The sequence below is a fragment of the Streptomyces sp. NPDC005784 genome (assembly GCF_042871525.1).
In the GTDB taxonomy this organism is placed as follows: Bacteria; Actinomycetota; Actinomycetes; order Streptomycetales; family Streptomycetaceae; genus Streptomyces.
On record NZ_JBIAIQ010000027.1, the window covers coordinates 40,891 to 57,778 of the forward strand.

Sequence of the window (16,888 nt, forward strand, 5' to 3'; positions counted from 1 at the left end):
GGTGTGTACCCGTCGTCGATTGATCTGTCCAGCCACACCTGCAGCCGATCCGGCGGCGGGTGGAGCAGCCGCGGTGATCACCGGCTCGATCAGAGCCCAGCGCCCGTCGGACAAGTCGCTCGGACACCGCTTGCGCCCGCTCCCCCGTTCAGCCCAGCACTCCCAGTGTCAGCGACCAGCCGAATCCGACCAAACCCACACCATCAAGTGACGGCCAACAGCCGCGACATGAGGCTGACGAACTGGCGTCGCTGGGCAGCCGTCAAGGGGGCCAACACAGCCTCTTGCGTCTGGTCGATCACGGCGTCGAGCTCAAGGAGGACGTCCAGGCCCTGAGGCGTCATCGTCACGATGTTTCGACGCTTGTGGTCGGGGTCGACCCTGCGTTCGATGAGGCCGCATGATTCGAGCTCGGTGAGCGCCGCGGTGACGTCGCTTCGGTCGATCCCGGTATCGCGGCCGAGGTCGGCTTGGCTCGCGGGCCCCCACTGTTCGAGTGCGGCGAGCAACCGGTAGTGGTATCCGCGCAGGCCGTTGCCGTTGGCTTCGAATCCGGCGGCGAGCAATGCCGCGGAGCGCGCGTAGGTGCGACTGATGAGCCAGGTCGGGCGGTCCTTGAGCCGATCCGGCGTACGGCCGGGCTGAACGGGATGCGCAGGCATGTCTTCAGATTACCAATTGTGGGGACAGCCAACAACGCTTATGTTGGATAGGCCAACATTGGCCGAGTCAACATAGGAGTGGGCACAGCACGCAACGACCCCCTACTCGCCACGCCCCCGTCACCGGCGGCTACGAACGGCCGGCCGACCTGCAACTCGCCCAGCCGCAGCTCGTAGCCCGGTTTCGAATCCATCCACCAAGGAGATCTGACGATGGACCCCACGCCCACCAACGAACCCGATCGCATCCTCGTGGTCGGCCGCAGCCCCAGCGTCCTTGTCGCCACAGTCGACATCCTGCGCGCCAAGGGCTACACCGCCGACGCGACCAACCAGTTCGACCAGATTCTCGACGACTACGACGTCACCGACCTCGACGTACTGGTCTTCGGCGGGATGGTCCCGGCCGACACCAAGCAGTACCTGCTCGGGGAAGTCTCCAAGCGCAACCCGCGGGTGAGCTTCGTCCAGGGACTCGCCGGCATCGCCGGTCTCATCGCCGCCCAGGTCGAGGCCGTCACCTCCGAGGGGCAACGAGGCCCGGACGGTGCGGAGATCACCTACGACGTCGTCCGCCGGTGCGCGCAGCTGACACTCAAGGAACCCGCGCACGTCGCCGTCGAGGCTCTATGGCACACCTCGTTCACGCCTCCCGAGCCCAAGAGCACCTCGATGCTGGTCTTCGACGGCAATCTCGGTGCCGGGTTCCACGAGATCCCGCTGCCCGACCGGGTGCCGTTCGAAGCCTCCTTCATCGCCGTCGCCGTCGACGACCTGGTCCGCGTGTTCACAGTCGGCGCGATGCCCAGCGTGGTCACACGGATGGTCCCTGCCTCGGCGAACGACAAGCGACTCCCCGAAGTCGGCCAAGTCACCACGAGCAGCAATGACCACTGACGCAAGTGCGGGCGGTTCACGCTCCCGGGCCGAGCCGCGAGCCCGCACGATGCCAGGGCAGCGACTGGTGAACCTGCTGGTCCGTGGCCTGCTGCGAACGCCAGGCCTGTCCCGGATCATCGGCACTCGGCTGGTCACCCTCTACGTTGTGGGCCGCAAGTCGCGAAAGCGCTATTCGGTCCCAGTCGCCTACATTGCTCGAGGTGACGGTCTCCTGATCGGCACCTCCTTTGGATGGGGACGCAACCTGCGCACCGGCGAGCCGGTCGCGATCCGGCTCAGGGGCAAGCGTTGCTGGGCCGATGTGCAGACCTATACCAAGGAGTCTGAAGTCGTCTCGGCCTACGCCCGCATGGCGCGGGTCAACCCGACCTTCGCCAAGTTCAACGGCATCCACGTCGGCGAGGACGGCGAGCCGGACCGGGACGACCTCCAGTTGGTCTGGCAAAGCGGTGCGCGAGCGCTCAGGCTGACCCCGCGATGACAGCCTCCAGGCTCAACGGCCGGCAAAGCGGATATCGAAGCTCGGATCGCCCTCTGACAGTCGTCTAGAAATGCGGTTGCCCCGGCCTGAAGGCGTGGCCACTCTCACCGCTCCGGGCCGATGGCACGGTGCTGCTCGCGCCGGTCACTTCCGCTCCACGGCGGCGAGCCGCAGTTCAAGCTGGTCAACCCTGTGCCGAAGCAGGGTGACCTGGGCTTCCAGGCTGACTTCCCGTTCCGCCCTGCGTTGAATGCGCGGTGATGCGGCGGCGCGCTCGATCACCGCTTCCAGCTGGACCAGGCGCTGCGGTCCGTTCGGGCCGTCCACCAGCCGGGACTGGATCTCGCCATTGCGGTACCAGGACCGCAGGGCCGAGCGGGAAACGCCGGTCTCCGCTTCCGCCTTGGCCAGCGTGACCCAGGGTGTCTCGTCCAGCTGCTCGAACAGCTCCAGCTCGTTCTGCCAGCGCGCGAGCCGGTCCTCCCAGTCCGACGGTGTCTCCATCGACCCTCCTTTCAGCATGGTGACCCTATTAATAACAGTGTATTGACATGGTTGAGACGATGAAGGCATGCCATTTGAACGGTTCACGGTGGAAGCCCGCAAAGTGGTCGTCACGGCTCAGGAGGAGGCGAGGCTGCTCAAGCACAACTACATCGGCACGGAGCACATCCTGTTGGGGCTGCTCGACGCGCCCGACAGCATGGCGGCGAAAGTTCTGCACCAGCTCGGGTACGACAAGGAGACGGCGCAAGTCGATATTGCCGCGGTGGTCAAGCCCGGCACGCAGGAGTTGAGCGGTCATATCCCGTTCGCGCCGCGCGCGAAGAAGACGCTGGACCTCGCCCTGCGCGAGGCGGTGCAGTTGCACCACACCTACATCGGTACGGAACACATCCTGCTTGCCCTTGTCAGGGAAGGTGAGGGCGTCGGCGCGAAGGTACTTGCCGAGCGGATCCATCCGATCAGCAAGATCCGTGCCGCGGTGCTGGCGTCGTCGGAGGGATCGCAGGACGTCGCGGCCAACCCATGGCCGGCCGGTACATCTGCCACCGAGGACACCGTGTCCGCCGCCAGCGCGCTGGCCGGTGGCGCACCGGTCGGCAGCCATCACCTGCTTGAGGCGATGCTGCGGGCGGAGAACAGCATGGCGGCCAAGGTGCTGCGCGAACTCGGGGTCGACCCGGACGCGGTCGCTGCCAAGATCGACGAGCTGGATCCGGAGACGACCACGGACGCGAACCCTGAGGAGGCCGCCGCGCGCAAGATGGAGATCCGGCTGGTCGACGACGAGGTGCACTTGATCCTGCGGGACCCGGCAACGGTCACGATGGCCAAGAAGGTCACCGAGCTGTCCAACGGCCCGATCCAGGGCGTAGGACCGGTGGCCGGCATGTTCGTCCCGCTCTGGCGGTCGACCAACCAGATGCTGCTGCAGATGCAGCGTGTGCTGGAACCGGAACCCGGAGAAGAGGACGGATCCGCCGCGAGCAAAGTGGCCAAGGTCGTGCGCACGATCCTCGCGCCCCGGCTCCGCCGGTGAACCGACTGATCAGCGGGCCGGAACCTGTCGGTTGGAGAGGCGAGGACGGGGGCGTGGCGAGCGACGACGCACCGGCGCCGTTCTCGGCGGCGACGAGGGAGTCGTTCACCAGCGCGTTCGCCGCGCCCACCGAGGCACAGCGCGGCGCCTGCCAAGCCGTCGCCACCGGCCGGCACGCGCTGGTGGTCACGCGCTGGTGGTCACGCGCTGGTGGTCACGCGCTGGTGGTCACGCGCTGGTGGTCACGCGCTGGTGGTCACGCGCTGGTGGTCACGCGTCGCCGAGCCGGCCGAGGCCGGCCGGCTGACCACGTTCCCGGCCGGGCGATCGGCGAGTCCAGGATCGCATTCGGGGCCCCGCCGGTGGTGGCCCACGGGCACCACGGGTCGCTGTCCCGCGAGCAGTCAATACGGTGATTCGGAGGCAGCCATGACCATCACCATCGTCGGAGCCGGCTTGGGCGGCCTGGCCCTTGCCCGTGTGCTGCACGTGAACGGCATCGACGCCGTCGTGTACGAACGGGAATCGTCGCGCGGCGCGCGCGGTCAGGGCGGCATGCTTGATCTGCACTCCGGGACCGGGCAGCGGGCGCTGCGCGAGGCCGGCCTGATCGACCAGTTCCACGCGATTGCCCGTCGTGAAGGCCAGGACCTGCGCCTTCTCGAGCCGGACGGCACCCTGCTGCTGCAGGAGGATACGCCCGACGACGCCCCGCTCGACCGACCTGAGGTCGACCGTGCCGATCTGCGCAACCTGCTGCTGGACTCTCTCCCCGAACACGCGGTGCACTGGGGGCACGCGTTCGAATCCGCCGACAACGGCTTGCTGTATTTCGCCGACGGCAGCAGTGCGACGTACGACCTGCTGGTCGGCGCCGACGGCGCGGACTCCCGGGTCCGCACGCTGCTCACCGACGCCCGACCAGCGCACACCGGTCAAAACGTCGTTGAGCTCGGTATTCCCGACATCGACCGCACCCGCCCCGACCTCGCGGCGATGGTTGGGCGCGGCAACTACTGGGTGCTCGGCAACGGACAATCCCTGTCGGCGCAGCGGAACGGCGACGGCCGGGTACGCATCTACCTCAGCTTCTGCAACAGCGCCGAGGACTGGTTCGCGACCAGTGGGGTCCCGTTCGGCGACCCCGCCGCCGCCCGGGCGCGGCTGATCGACCTGTTCACCGGCTGGGACTCCCGGTTCACCGCACTGATCGCAGCCTGCGACGACACGGTGCTGCCGCGGTCGATCAGTACTCTCCCGGTCGGGCTGACCTGGCCGTCGACGCCGGACGTCACGCTGCTCGGCGATGCCGCGCACCTGATGCCGCCGGTGGGGCAGGGCGCCAACATGGCGCTGCTCGACGGCGCCCGGCTCGGCCTCGCGCTGGCCGCGCATCCGGACGACTTTCCCGCCGCCGTCAAAGAATACGAAGGCGAGATGTTCGAACGCACCAGCGCCGCCGGTCGGCAGTCCGCGCACGTCCAGGAAATCCTGTCGTCGCCGGACGCCGGCCGGAAAATGCTCGCGTTCTTCCAACCGGGCTGAAGGTGACCGGGTACGACCAAGCAACCGGCCGCCCAGCCGGCGCGATCACCCGCGGTTCAGGCCTCGGTTGTCTACGGCCCGGTGGAGGTCTACGGCCGGTGGAGTACGGCAGCGCGTCAGCGGCTGCCGGTAATCCAGTGGCTTCTCCGTGGACGAGCCTCATAGGTTGTGCGCTCGTGGCTGATGACCCGATGGTGCACCCGAATCCGCACGACCTCGGACGAGTGTTCAACGAGGTGCCGGAGCTTTACGACCGGGTTCGGCCGGGGTACCCCGACGAGCTGTTCGCGGACCTTGTCGCCGTCACCGGCATCGACCAGAGGTCGTCGGTGCTGGAGGTGGGCTGCGGTACCGGTCAGGCGACGCGGTCACTGGCAGCCCTCGGATGCTCAGTGACCGCCATCGAGCCGGGCGCAGACATGGCCGCACTCGCTCGCCGGCGGCTCGCCACCTTCCGCAACGTCGAAGTCGAGACGTCGGCCCTTGAGGAGTGGGACGAGCGCGGTCGACGCTTCGATGTTCTCGTGGCTGCGTCGTCGTGGCACTGGGTCGACCCGTCGATCGGCTGGCAGCGAGCACACGACGTGCTCCATCCCGGAGGTTGGACGGCCCTGCTAGGCAACGTCGTTGTCCGCCGGCCGGGAGAGCCCGAGGTGTACGCCGAGACCGCCGATCTCCACGAGCGGTTCTGCCCCGGGAATCCCAGCTGGGGTCATCCGCCGCTGGAGGACGACGTGCGCGCCACCGACGAGGGCTGGGGCCTGGTCGACGATCCCGGAGGGCTGTTCGGCCCGACGATCGTGCGCTGGTACCCAACCGTTCAATGGCTCAGCGGGGACGGCTTCGCCGATCTCCTTCGCTCGACGTCGCTGTATCTAAGGCTCGCCCGCGACGTTCGCGAGCCCCTGCTCGATGCCATCGCCGAGCGCATCCGCACGCGGATGGGCGACCGGGCATCACGCCGTTATCTGAGCGTCCTCCGTATCGGACAGCGCGCCAAGTGAGGCCAGGGACCGCGATACGGGCGATCAGCATCTCCCATTCGGCGTCGATGATGAACATATGCCTTGTCTCGGCAAGGGTCGCGTGCAGGTGGGTCCGGGTAGTCACCGCGATAGCCGCCGTCGGCGATCACCATGGTGTGGCCGACGGCGGCCTTCACGCCTGACAGCTCCCACGCCTTGCAGTCGTTGCGGTTGCCGACCTAAGGACCTGGTGGTTTGTCGAGTACCGGTAGTTCTTCGACTGCTCGGCGATGCTGTGGTCGCGGATGGGGACAGGGTGCCGTCCACGATCAGCACCTTGTCCTTGAGGAACCGCTTGCGTTGCTGCATGCCGGCGCCGGTCCGAGGTGGTTGACCATGCGGTCTGCCGCGGATTTCGATACCCCGAAGAGCGGGGCGAGTTGGCGCAGTGTCAGGTTGGTTCGCCAGTACGCGGCGACCAGCAGTACCCGGTCTTGCAGCGGCAAGCTCCATGGCCTGCCCTTGCGGACTCGGTCTGCGACTTCGCGCCGCAACGCGGTGATCGGTGTGCTGAACTGACGTGGACTCAGCCCGGTGAACGGGACTGTCCAGGACGGCTCCGACACCGTGATCACACCAGACACGCCAAGATCACTGACGCCTGGTCGGTCAGGCTTCTGCGAGGAGCCTCGGGAGTTCGCGCATGTCGTCGAAGACCGTGGTGTTCGGTCCTTCCAGCCATCGCGCGGGTGTGAGTCCCCCGGCGTAGCCAAGGGCGCGCATCCCGGCTGCGCGGGCCGCCTGGATCCCGTATTTGCTGTCCTCGACGACGATGCAGGCCGAGGGGTGGACGCCCATCTGCTTGGCAGCGTGCAGGAACAGGTCGGGAGCCGGTTTGCCGTGGGCGACCTCGCCGGCGCTGAAGATGCGGCCTTCGAAGTACGGGTGGATTCCGGTGCGGCCGAGGGTGTGGCGCATCGTGTCGTGGCCGCCGCCCGATGCGACGCAGGTGGGAAGCGTCAGGTTGTCGAGAACTTCGAGGATGCCGTCGACCGGGGTGAGTCCGGCATCGACGGCCGTGCGGTGGAGTTGCTCGAATCTCTCCTGCCAGAGCGCGGCCCGGTTCGGCCCTACAGCGGAGGCTATTTGTTCGAAGTTGGACATGGGCGACCGGCCGATGAACTTTTCGATCACCTCGGCTTCGGTCAGCGGCCAGCCCAGCTCGGCGCCCAGGGCGACATGGGCGCGGACGGCTATGCCTTCGCTGTCGACGAGCACGCCGTCGCAGTCGAAGATGACGAGTTCGATCGGAGTGACCATCTGGACAGGGTAGGGAGGATGCCCCGCTGGTTGCTGCGGAACTCGGCCAGGACCGGGTCCAGGTCTCGGTGGCTCTCGTACCTGCTGATGCCACACTGAGATCACCGGCGCTGTCGGGTGGCGCCTGAAAGCAGATCGTCATCTGAGCCGGCGCTAGAAGGTCAAAGGCAAGTGCCCTGACGACAGACCGTTGTCTCTAGTGATCCTCGAACTGGCTTGCAGCCGCTGCCAGCAGTGTGTAGGGATTTCCATACGCCGCGTACCGTTCCATCATCCGGCCGACCAGGTCGGCGATGGAACTGCTGCGGGCTACCGCCTTGTCGAAGTCCTCGATGTAGTGCCGACTCTGGTCGAGGATGCGTCGCGCGTCGTCGTCAGGTGCATCCGGGTCCCTGTGACCAGCGATGATTGTTTCCGGTCGGAGAGCCTCGAGAGCGTCGAGCGTGGTGAGCCACTCGGTTCGGGTTTCTGGGGTGGAGCGCCACAGCCACATGTGGATGTTGTTGTAGGCGACGTCGCCCGAGACGACCGTGGCCAGATCCGGAACGTGGACCACGGTGTTGAGGACGCCGTCGCTCCGTCCGAGGGCAAGCGGGCGCACAAGATGGCCGTCGATCTCGAGTTCGCTGGCGGTGAGCGCCGTCGGAATGGCTGCCTTCTCGTCGAACTGCCCCCCGAACCAAGCTCTCCAGCTCTCCAGCGATTGGGCTGACCGCTGCGCGTCGCTCACGACCTCTGGGAGGGCCACCAACTGCGCCTGAGGAAACGCCGCCAGCGTGGGCCCGGCACCGAAGAAGTGGTCCGGGTGCCCGTGCGTGATGTAGACCGTCGAGGGGTTCTTGCCCGAGGCCTGTACCCAGGTGGCCAGTCGCTCGCCCTCGGCCGTGGTGATCAGGGCGTCGACCAGGAGGGCGTCAGTACTGCCGGTGATCAGGGTCGCCGTGGTGGCCGGCCATGTGGCCTGCTGCGGTGCGGTCCACCCGGGTGGGTTCGGAATGGGCTTGTAGCCACTGTTGAACACATCGATGGACACGGGCATGGTGTCTCCCTCGTCTGAGACGTTCGCGCGTGTGCCGAAGCCGGTGCAACTTCGCCGGGGTGACACCTGCCTTGTCCACCTTCAGGACGGCGCTTGGCGATGGGCTTCAGCAGCAGTTGGCGATCAACGGCCTCCTGAACGCTCACGAGACATGGCGAGCGGCCTCGGGGACTCGCACAGAGCGTGATCAGCCAGCCGGACTGCTGCCCAGCAGCCCGGCGCCACGCCGACGATGATCAGCTTTCCCGGGCGGAAAGCTGAACGGTGGGCCGGAATAGTCCTGCCCACGGCCGCCGGCTCGTACGCGGTGACGCAGACCCCTCGCTACCAGCACACCAACATCAGCCCGATCACGCATGTCGAGACAGGTGAGGACCGATGCGGCGGCCTGTCCCTTCACATCAGGTGCTTTGCGCGATGCTCCCAGGTGGGCTCACGCGGCGACCATCACGGTGATCTTGCCGAGGCACGCCTCGTAGAAGCCACTGATCACTGCAGCGGCGTCTTCGTCCGACGAAGCCCCAAATCCTGAAACGCCGAAGTCAGTAATCAAGTGACCGTGTGGCACCGACCTGGCAGGCTCCAGCACGACCCGCCTTCCCCTACCGGGAGACCTACGGATGACTTCTCACCTGCACGCGCTCTGCTTCGATGCGCACGACCCGCTCCGACTCGCGCGCTTCTGGGCGGATTTTCTCTGCTGGGAGATGTCCGAGGACCCCTCCGACGGCATCACGCTGCTGCCCAGCGATGACACCGGGTTCCGGCTCCGCTTCCTTCCGACCCGGGAGCGGAAGACGGGCCAGAACCACATGCACTTCGATCTGACGAGCACGTCCCTCGACGACCAGCAGCACGTGGTGGAGAGGGCGCTCGAACTCGGCGCCCGGCACATCGACATCGGTCAACGTCCGGAGGAGGGGCATGTGGTGCTCGCCGACCCGGAGGGCAACGAGTTCTGTGTCATCGAGCCCGGAAACCGCTTCCTCGCCGAGTGCGGATTCATCGGAGCGCTCGCGGGCGATGGATCGCGGGAGGCCGGGTACTTCTGGAGCCGAGCGCTGGACTGGCCGTTGGTCTGGGACCGGGACCAGGAGACCGCGATCCGCTCACCGCACGGCGGTCCGAAGGTCACGTGGGGTGGTCCACCCCTGATGCCGAAGGCGGGGAAGGAACGGCTGCACTTCGACCTCGCTCCACCGGCCGGCAGTGACCAGCAGGCGGAGGTCGACCGGCTCGTCTCCCTCGGGGCGACGCGCATCGACATCTGCCAAGGGGACGTGGACTGGGTGGTGATGGCCGACCCCGACGGTCACGAGTTCTGTGTGCTGACACCCCGATGAGCCCCGGTCTTCGGTGTTGGTGTGCGCGTCGTACCAAAGGCCGAGTTCGCTGACCCATTCCCGGCGACGTCGGCTCCGGCGGGCCGTCGGCGAGGTCGCCGACCACAGTCAGTTGGTTCTGGATCCGGAGAGCTTAATTCCAGCGGAAGATCAGCCGGGCATCTCAGGTACGGGCCGTGCACCCGCGTCGACCAGTAGTCGCAGTGTGGGCAGCGTGCACCAACTCCGACCGTCCGCACTTCGCTTCGAAGCGCGTCATCGGCCGGCTCCGCTGACGTGGTCGTCACCCGGGCGCGTACAAGAACATTGGGAGCCACCGGGAGTGGTAACCGGGGCCGCCTGCCTGGGGATTTCGTGATCGGCAACGAGTTTCGGAGCCGACCCGATCGGGTGACGTGTGGTCATGTCGGTATGTGGCTGCGGTGCGGGGGCCAAACACCGGTAGCTTTATGGGCCCGGGTCCCCTCGGGCTGTCTCCCTGACAGGCGCGGCTCTGGAGGACCCGGCTCCGTCGGGAACCGGGCGAGGTTCCGGGGAGCGGTCGCCCGCCGTGGATCCGCTCTCGTCGCTACAGCCAGTCGCGCGGTTCGAAGATGAAGTACAGGCTCACGCACACCATGCGCATCAGGCCGGCGCTACCGTCTCGCCACGTCTACCGTCTCGTCGGGCATGAAGATCAGATGAATTGAGCGACGAATTCGCTCGGGACGCAGACCGGCCCCTGGGTCCGCGTGAGCGTTTCGCGCACTCCGCCGGACACACTCCTCCGTCATCGTGCGTACCCCTTCTACGCCACTCGGACCCGGCACCCCGCCCCCACCCCGAGGCGCACGCTCCCGACCTGGACGGCCGCGCGGCTGTCGCGTCAACCGCCACCGCCCTCCGTGCACATGACCTACCAACCTGACGAAACGCCGTCGAGGCCGCATACCACTCCGGGAAACGCAAACGCCATCGTGCGGAAACCTCGGCCTCCGGCCGGCCCACACCCGGGACACTCCCTCACGCATAGTGACGAATCGGCGACGCTCCCCGCCCGGCCGGCACCCCTGTGTACGGTCGCATGCCGTACCGCGTGTCGAGACGGACGTCCGCTGACCGGACACCCGGCCGGGAGCGCACTGACGGTACGCGTTCATGTTCTGGGCGAACACGGCACACCGATAAGCGGACGTCACGGTCGGTATCGACCGCCGGTCACCGCGGGCTGTCGCTCCGCGCCCGGCGTGGTGCTCCGGGAGCGGAGTCGACCGCGCGGCACCGTCACGGAAAAGAACCAGCTCCTCCAGGAAAAGGCGTCCGCTTCACCCTTCGCACGCGCGACAGCGTGAAGACCGAGGGCGCCGGGAGACGCTCACCGGGCGAGCCCTTGCGCTCCTTTCCCGGGCGGCCGTGTCAATCATCATTTCGACACGAGCGTCCTGACTGTCGAACGACGGCGAAGGATACTCGCGCGTACTGCACCGTCATTGCCCGGCGAGCCGACTCGACAGGCGGACAGCCCGCACCAATTGGCCATCGAAATCGGATCTCAACACGCCACCCGCCCCGGCCGCCGCGCGAAAGGCCGACTCTCCCTCTTTCGGGCAGCCCGGCGGTCTGAAATCATCCCGCGCGGAGAGTCCGATTTCACCTCGTAGTTCAGGACATGCCCCACTCCACCAGCCCCAGCCGCGACATGTCCCGGCAACAATGACCAGTTCACAGGGGGTGTTCGAGCGATCCTCAAGGGAGGATCCAGCCAATTGGAACACCCCGCAAACCGCACTTGACGCCTCCCGAGCGAGATGTTAAAAAAGCGGCGGAAAACCTGCGTCGCCGCTGGTGGCAGCAGAAGAGAGACGGGGGCACTTCCTGGGGGAGCACGTACGGGGGTTTCCGGTATTCACTGCCGGATCAAGTGTGAATAAGCAGGTCAATCATTTTGAGGCCAGTTCCTCTGTTGCCTTTCGGCATGTCCGCCGAACCTGACGAAGGCAAGAGGAAGTGCGCCTTTCCTTCGCGCACCCGAAGCGGTTCTTGGCGTGTTCTGTACGCCGTTCCGCCCACTTCGCTTGCCATTTTCGGCCTACTGAAGGTGTAGAACGTGAAAGCATATTTAGCCATCCTGCGCATCGGTGACTACCGACTGCTCTGGTCGGCTCTCGTCCTGAATCTCCTCGGGGATGGCGCCACCTACGCCGCCCTCGCGTGGATCACGCTGGGGAAGGCGGGAGCCGCGGGGCTCGGCGTCCTCGGCGTGTGCCTGACCCTCCCGGTGATCCTGGGTGGGGCCGTCGTCGGACCACTGCTCGACCGGTTCTCCCGGCGCAAGCTCTTCATCTACGACTCGGTGTTCCGCGGCTTCGTCGTCGCCCTGATCCCCCTGCTGGCGATGGCGGACGCGCTCCAGACCTGGCACCTGTACGTAGTGGCGCTGATCTACGGACTGCTCAAGATCATTCCCCTGGCTGGCACACCCGCCGTGCTGCCCGAGCTGGTCCCCGAGGACAAGCTCCAGGCGGCCTCGGGCCTGGAGTCCACGGCGATGGGCGCCGCCAACGTCCTCGGCCCGGCCATCGGCGCGGGCCTGATCACCGCCTTCGGCGCACCCTACGTGCTGGTCCTGGACGCCGTGACCTACCTGGTCTTCGCCTTCCTGATCAGCCGCATCAAGGCCCCGATGGGCCGGCCCGAACCGGTGGCGGCGCCCGGCACCAAGGACGCCAGGCCCGGCTGGACCCCGGTGCTCCGGCTCATCGTGCGCGACCGCTTCCTCCTTGTGCTCACGCTGGCCTTCGGCGCCTTCAATGTCTCGGCGGGCGCGCTGATCGTGGCGCTCCCCTGGCTCGCGAAGTTCGAGTTCGGCGGTGGCCCCGGCATCCTCGGTCTGATGCTGGCTGTCATGGCGGCGGGCGAGCTCATCGGCTCCCTCGTCTCGGGCGCGGTGGAGACCTCCGAGCGGCAGATGCTCCGCATCGGTGTGCTCCAACTCCTCTCCGGTGCCGTGCTGTTCCTGCTCCTGCCGACCGCGCTGCCGTGGATACTCCTCGGCCTCGCGCTGAACGGCATCCTCTCCGCGCCGATGACGGTGCTCGGCGGCGTGGTCCGCATGACCCGGGTGCCCAGCGCGATGCGCGGCCGGGCCATGACGCTGATGCGTACGGTGATGGCCGGTGCCCTGCCCGCCGGTTCCGCGCTCGGTGGTGTGCTCCTGAGCGGCAGCCACTACAGCGCTCTCATCCTGGTGGTCTCCGCGCTCGCCGCGGCTCCCGGCGTGCTCACCGTCCTGCTCTTCCGCCGCACCCCGTTCCGGCTGGGGGTGACAGCAGCCGATGACCAGCACGCCAAGCGGGGCTCCGACCTCGACCCTGACGCCGTTCACGCCGCTTCCTGATCCTCGGACCGACGGGGACGGTGACGCCGTACTCCTGGTCACCGACCGTCCCCGCACCCGGGAGTCCGCGTCCGGTCCCCTCAGCACCCTGCGCGTTCCGGGCGCCGGCGGGCCGACGGCCCTTGCGGCCCTCGCCGTCCTGCTGCACCGGCACACCGGGCAGCGCAGCCTGCTCCTCGACGTCGACACGGCCGAGGACGGGGCGGGCTCCCTGACCCTGACCGTGCACCCGGACGAGCCCGTCGCCGCACTGCTCGCCAGGACGGAGCGGGCGCGACCGCAAGGCCCGCTCACGGGCACGGCCGTACGGTACGCGGACGCCCCGGGCCCCGCGCCCGACGGACCGCACGAGCTGTTCCTGACGCGCGACGGGGACGACCTGCTCCTCGGGTACCGCGCCTCGCTCTTCGAGGACGCCACGGCGGCACGTCTGTCCGAGCAACTCCGTTTGATCAACGCCTTCCTGACGGAACATCCGTTATGCCGCACAGGGGACGTGGAGCTGCTCGCCGAGGGCGAGCGGGACCGGGTCGTCGGCGCCTTCAACGACACCGCTCGCCCCTACCCCGACACGGCCACGATCCACGGCCTGTTCATGGAGCAGGCCCGGCTGACCCCGGGGGCCATGGCCCTCAGCTGGCGCACCGAGAAATTGACCTACCGTCAGTTAGATTTGCTGTCGGACGAGTTGGCGCGACGCGTCGTGGCGTCCGGGGCGGCACCCGGCGACCGGGTGGCGCTGCGCTCCGGGCGCACCCCCGACTTCGTGGTCGGCGCCCTGGGCATCCTCAAGGCGGGCTGCGCCTACCTTCCGCTGGAGCCCGACTATCCCGCCGAACGCGCCGCCTGGCTGCTCGCGGACTCGTCCGTGCGCGTCCTGGTCGCGACCGGTGAGCTGCCGGTGGACCTGACCTTCGACGGGACGGTCCTCGCCCCCAGGTCAGGGGTGGCGGACGAGAACGCCACCTCCGACGCGGTAGCTCACCCGGTGGCCGCTCACGACCTCGCGTACGTCTGCTACACCTCGGGAACCACCGGGAAGCCCAAGGGCGTGGAGGTCGTCCACCGCAACGTGGTGCGGCTGGTGAAGGGCGCGGACTACGTGCGCTTCGGGCCGGACGTCAGGATCCTGCCCACGGGCTCGATCGTCTTCGACGCGAACACCTTCGAAATGTGGGGCGCCCTGCTCAACGGCGGTTCCCTGCGTCTCGTGGACAGCGACGTCGTGCTCGACGCGCCTTCTCTCGGACGGGAGTTGGCCGAGCACGGCATCACCACGATGTGGCTCACCTCGCCCCTGTTCAACCAGCTGGCGGAGCAGGACGCGAGCATCTTCCGCCCGCTGCGCGAACTGGTGGTAGGCGGTGACGCCCTGTCGTCCGTGCACATCGGGAAGGTGATGGCCGCCTGCCCCGACGTGGCCCTGGTCAACGGCTACGGCCCGACGGAGAACACCACGTTCTCCGTGACGCACCGACTGGACCGGTCCGACCTCGGACGCATCCCGATCGGGCGCCCCATCACCAACTCCACCGCGTACGTCCTGGACGAGCGGGGACGCCCGTGCCCGGTCGGGGTGCCCGGCGAGCTGTGCCTCGGCGGAGCCGGGGTCGCCCGGGGCTACCTGGGGCGTCCGGAACTGACGGCCGAACGCTTCGTGGCCGATCCCTTCGGTCCTGAGGGGGGCCGGCTCTACCGCAGCGGCGACCTGGCGCGCTGGCGGCCCGACGGCGTGATCGAGTTCCTGGGGCGGCGTGACTTCCAGGTCAAGGTGCGCGGCTTCCGGGTGGAACCCGCCGAGGTGGAGGCGGCCATGCTCGCCCACCCCGACGTGGCCGAGGCGATCGTCGTGGCGCGGTCCCGTCCGGGCAAGGGCGACAAGTACCTGTGCGGCTACTACGCCGGCCCGCGGCCACCGGAGCCCCGCGACCTGCGCGACCTGCTCGCGGCGGAGCTGCCGGGGCACATGGTCCCGTCGTACCTCGTGCCGCTGGCCTCGCTGCCGCTCAACCACAGCGGCAAGGTGGACAGGTCCCGGCTGCCCGACCCCGACGGCGCGCACCTGCTGTCACTGGCGGACTACGTCGCTCCCTCGACCGAGACCGAGCGGCTCGTGGTCGAGCTCGCCGAACAGGCCCTCGGGATCAGCGGCATCGGTGTCCACCACGACCTGCGCGACCTTGGCGCGGACTCGCTCACGGCCACCCTGATCGCAGTGGGCGTACAGGAACGTCTCGGCCGGCAATGCCCGGTCAGCTCCGTCCTGCGCGGCGGTACACCCGCCCGGCTCGCGGAACTGCTGCGGGAGGCCGCGCCCAGCCTCGGCCACTCCATCCCCACCGCGGCCGAGCAGAAGAGCTACCCGCTGGCCCCGCAACAGCGCCAGCTGTACTTCGAGCAGGCCAAGGACCACCGCGCGGTGCACTACAACGTGCCGCTCAGTCTCGACCTGCCCGCGGACACGGACCCCGAACGGCTTGCGCGAGCCCTGTCCGGGCTGGCCGAGTGCCACGAGGCTCTGCGCACCCGCTTCGTCGTCGAGGGCGGCGAGGTACGTCAGCACGTGGAGCCGCACGTCGACGTCGAGGTGCGGGTGCTGGACGAACCTCCTGGCCCTGTCAAGGAGTTCGTGCGCCCCTTCGACCTGGAGCGAGCCCCCCTGTGGCGGGCGGACGTACACCGCACCCCGTCCGGGGTGACGCTGCGCATGGACCTGCACCACATCGTGGTGGACGGGTTCTCCCTCGCACCGCTCCTGGAGGATCTGGCGAAACTCTACGCGGGTGGATCCCCTCGGCCGCCGACGCCCCGCTACCGGGACTACGCGGTGTGGCTGACCGGCCCGGCCGGGACCGCCCTGCGGGAGGCCCAGGAGCCCTACTGGCAGAAGGTCTTCGCCACACCTCCCGACCGGGCGGACCTGCCGACGGACACCTCACGGCCCACGCTGCGCGAACTCAACGGTGATGTGGTCGAGTTCGAGATCGGTACCGAACTCACCTCAGGATTGCGCCGATTGGCCCGGGAGCACGAGGTCACGCTCTTCGCCGTCCTCGCCTCCGCGTACAGCGTGCTGCTCGCCGCGCTCAAGGGAACCAGCGACGTCACCGTCGGCACGCCCGTCTCGGGCCGCACGGCCCCCGGACTCCACCGTACGGTCGGCATGTTCGCCAACACGGTGGTCCTGCGCGGCACTGCCGAGCCGGGCCTGCCCTTCGACACCTTTCTGCGCCGCCTCGCCGACGCCGCCGAGGACGCCTTCGCGCACCAGGACTTCCCCTTCGAGGACCTGGTCGCCAAAGCGGCACCGGTGCGCGACTACAGCCGCACCCCGCTCTTCGACGCGCTCGTCGCGCTGCACAGCGGGCGCTACCTCGCGGTCGACTTCCAGGGCGCCAGGGTCCCCCTGCGCCTGGAGCAGACCGGACAGGCCGTGTTCGACCTCGATCTACAGGTCTACGAGGTCGCCGGCTCGCTGCGCGTGGCCTGGCGGTACGCCTCCGGGCTGCTGCGCCGGGACACCGTCGGCGCCTGGCGGGACGACTTCGTCCGTCTCTTGGACGCGGTCGTCGCCGACCCCTCGGCCACGCTCGGCACCCTCTTGCCCGCACTCGCCCGCGCGCCCGCGACCCCGCCGACGGCGCCCGGTCCCGACCTCGACTTCGACTTCGACTTCTGACGGTTCACAGCACAGACACACGACATCTGACGGTG

General features: G+C 68.2%; 14 protein-coding genes and 1 pseudogene. 9 read left to right on the forward strand and 6 right to left on the reverse strand.

Features of this window, described 5'->3' with window-relative positions:
* Positions 1–203: 203 nt before the first annotated feature.
* The gene (locus ACFYR3_RS32210; protein WP_355853089.1) at positions 204–662 is read right to left on the reverse strand and encodes a MarR family transcriptional regulator; all 459 of its coding nucleotides are present in this window, start codon (positions 660–662) and stop codon (positions 204–206) included.
* A 213-nt stretch (positions 663–875) separates the two neighbouring features.
* Between ACFYR3_RS32210 and ACFYR3_RS32215 the strand changes: the two genes are divergently transcribed.
* Positions 876–1,559: a hypothetical protein gene (locus ACFYR3_RS32215; RefSeq protein ID WP_355853092.1), complete on the forward strand. Its 684-nt coding sequence runs from the start codon at positions 876–878 to the stop codon at positions 1,557–1,559.
* A 67-nt stretch (positions 1,560–1,626) separates the two neighbouring features.
* Positions 1,627–2,043, forward strand: coding sequence for a hypothetical protein (locus ACFYR3_RS32220; protein WP_389285463.1), 417 nt, complete (start codon positions 1,627–1,629; stop codon positions 2,041–2,043).
* Between the two features lie 144 nt (positions 2,044–2,187).
* On the opposite strand, the gene ACFYR3_RS32225 is transcribed toward ACFYR3_RS32220, so the two are convergent.
* On the reverse strand, positions 2,188–2,547 hold the full coding sequence (locus ACFYR3_RS32225; protein WP_355853098.1) for an excisionase: 360 nt from the start codon (positions 2,545–2,547) through the stop codon (positions 2,188–2,190).
* A gap of 67 nt (positions 2,548–2,614) precedes the next feature.
* On the opposite strand from ACFYR3_RS32225, the gene ACFYR3_RS32230 reads away from it, so the two are divergent.
* The 4 genes from ACFYR3_RS32230 to ACFYR3_RS32245 all read left to right on the forward strand — a co-directional run bounded on the left by ACFYR3_RS32230 (position 2,615) and on the right by ACFYR3_RS32245 (position 6,135).
* A complete protein-coding gene (locus tag ACFYR3_RS32230; protein ID WP_389285465.1) occupies positions 2,615–3,586 on the forward strand; it encodes a Clp protease N-terminal domain-containing protein in 972 nt (323 codons plus the stop codon).
* A gap of 53 nt (positions 3,587–3,639) precedes the next feature.
* Entirely contained in the window at positions 3,640–4,002 is a 363-nt protein-coding gene (locus tag ACFYR3_RS32235; protein ID WP_389285467.1) for a hypothetical protein, read from the forward strand.
* Positions 4,003–4,015: 13 nt separating this feature from the next.
* Positions 4,016–5,131, forward strand: coding sequence for an FAD-dependent oxidoreductase (locus ACFYR3_RS32240; protein WP_389285469.1), 1,116 nt, complete (start codon positions 4,016–4,018; stop codon positions 5,129–5,131).
* A 224-nt stretch (positions 5,132–5,355) separates the two neighbouring features.
* Entirely contained in the window at positions 5,356–6,135 is a 780-nt protein-coding gene (locus tag ACFYR3_RS32245) for a methyltransferase domain-containing protein (protein ID WP_355853107.1), read from the forward strand.
* Positions 6,136–6,152: 17 nt separating this feature from the next.
* Here ACFYR3_RS32245 and ACFYR3_RS32250 read toward each other — a convergent pair.
* From ACFYR3_RS32250 to ACFYR3_RS32265, 4 genes and pseudogenes are all read right to left on the reverse strand, one after another.
* Positions 6,153–6,740 (reverse strand): annotated as a pseudogene (locus ACFYR3_RS32250) (transposase family protein); the annotation flags it as partial.
* A gap of 25 nt (positions 6,741–6,765) precedes the next feature.
* The gene (locus tag ACFYR3_RS32255; RefSeq protein ID WP_355853110.1) at positions 6,766–7,416 is read right to left on the reverse strand and encodes an HAD family hydrolase; all 651 of its coding nucleotides are present in this window, start codon (positions 7,414–7,416) and stop codon (positions 6,766–6,768) included.
* 196 nt (positions 7,417–7,612) lie between these two features.
* Positions 7,613–8,455 carry an MBL fold metallo-hydrolase gene (locus ACFYR3_RS32260; protein ID WP_355853113.1) on the reverse strand — a complete coding sequence of 281 codons (843 nt, stop codon included), beginning with the start codon at positions 8,453–8,455 and terminating at the stop codon, positions 7,613–7,615.
* Between the two features lie 433 nt (positions 8,456–8,888).
* Complete coding sequence (locus ACFYR3_RS32265) at positions 8,889–9,044, reverse strand: hypothetical protein (RefSeq protein WP_355853116.1); 156 nt, start codon at positions 9,042–9,044, stop codon at positions 8,889–8,891.
* A 31-nt stretch (positions 9,045–9,075) separates the two neighbouring features.
* Between ACFYR3_RS32265 and ACFYR3_RS32270 the strand changes: the two genes are divergently transcribed.
* The 3 genes from ACFYR3_RS32270 (at position 9,076) to ACFYR3_RS32280 (ending at position 16,853) form a co-directional block, all read left to right on the forward strand.
* On the forward strand, positions 9,076–9,798 hold the full coding sequence (locus ACFYR3_RS32270; protein ID WP_355853119.1) for a VOC family protein: 723 nt from the start codon (positions 9,076–9,078) through the stop codon (positions 9,796–9,798).
* A gap of 2,086 nt (positions 9,799–11,884) precedes the next feature.
* Entirely contained in the window at positions 11,885–13,174 is a 1,290-nt protein-coding gene (locus ACFYR3_RS32275) for an MFS transporter (RefSeq protein WP_355853122.1), read from the forward strand.
* The gene (locus ACFYR3_RS32280) at positions 13,113–16,853 is read left to right on the forward strand and encodes an amino acid adenylation domain-containing protein (RefSeq protein WP_389285472.1); all 3,741 of its coding nucleotides are present in this window, start codon (positions 13,113–13,115) and stop codon (positions 16,851–16,853) included. Before ACFYR3_RS32275 ends, ACFYR3_RS32280 begins: the two co-directional genes overlap by 62 nt.
* The last annotated feature ends 35 nt before the right edge of the window (positions 16,854–16,888 follow it).

Coding starts and splice junctions, on each gene's coding strand:
- ACFYR3_RS32260 (WP_355853113.1), bottom strand. CDS start 8,455: ATGCCCGTGTCCATCGATGTGTTCAACAGTGGCTACAAGCCCATTCCG.
- ACFYR3_RS32215 (WP_355853092.1), top strand. CDS start 876: ATGGACCCCACGCCCACCAACGAACCCGATCGCATCCTCGTGGTCGGC.
- ACFYR3_RS32240 (WP_389285469.1), top strand. CDS start 4,016: ATGACCATCACCATCGTCGGAGCCGGCTTGGGCGGCCTGGCCCTTGCC.
- ACFYR3_RS32230 (WP_389285465.1), top strand. CDS start 2,615: ATGCCATTTGAACGGTTCACGGTGGAAGCCCGCAAAGTGGTCGTCACG.
- ACFYR3_RS32270 (WP_355853119.1), top strand. CDS start 9,076: ATGACTTCTCACCTGCACGCGCTCTGCTTCGATGCGCACGACCCGCTC.
- ACFYR3_RS32225 (WP_355853098.1), bottom strand. CDS start 2,547: ATGGAGACACCGTCGGACTGGGAGGACCGGCTCGCGCGCTGGCAGAAC.
- ACFYR3_RS32210 (WP_355853089.1), bottom strand. CDS start 662: ATGCCTGCGCATCCCGTTCAGCCCGGCCGTACGCCGGATCGGCTCAAG.
- ACFYR3_RS32280 (WP_389285472.1), top strand. CDS start 13,113: ATGACCAGCACGCCAAGCGGGGCTCCGACCTCGACCCTGACGCCGTTC.
- ACFYR3_RS32255 (WP_355853110.1), bottom strand. CDS start 7,416: ATGGTCACTCCGATCGAACTCGTCATCTTCGACTGCGACGGCGTGCTC.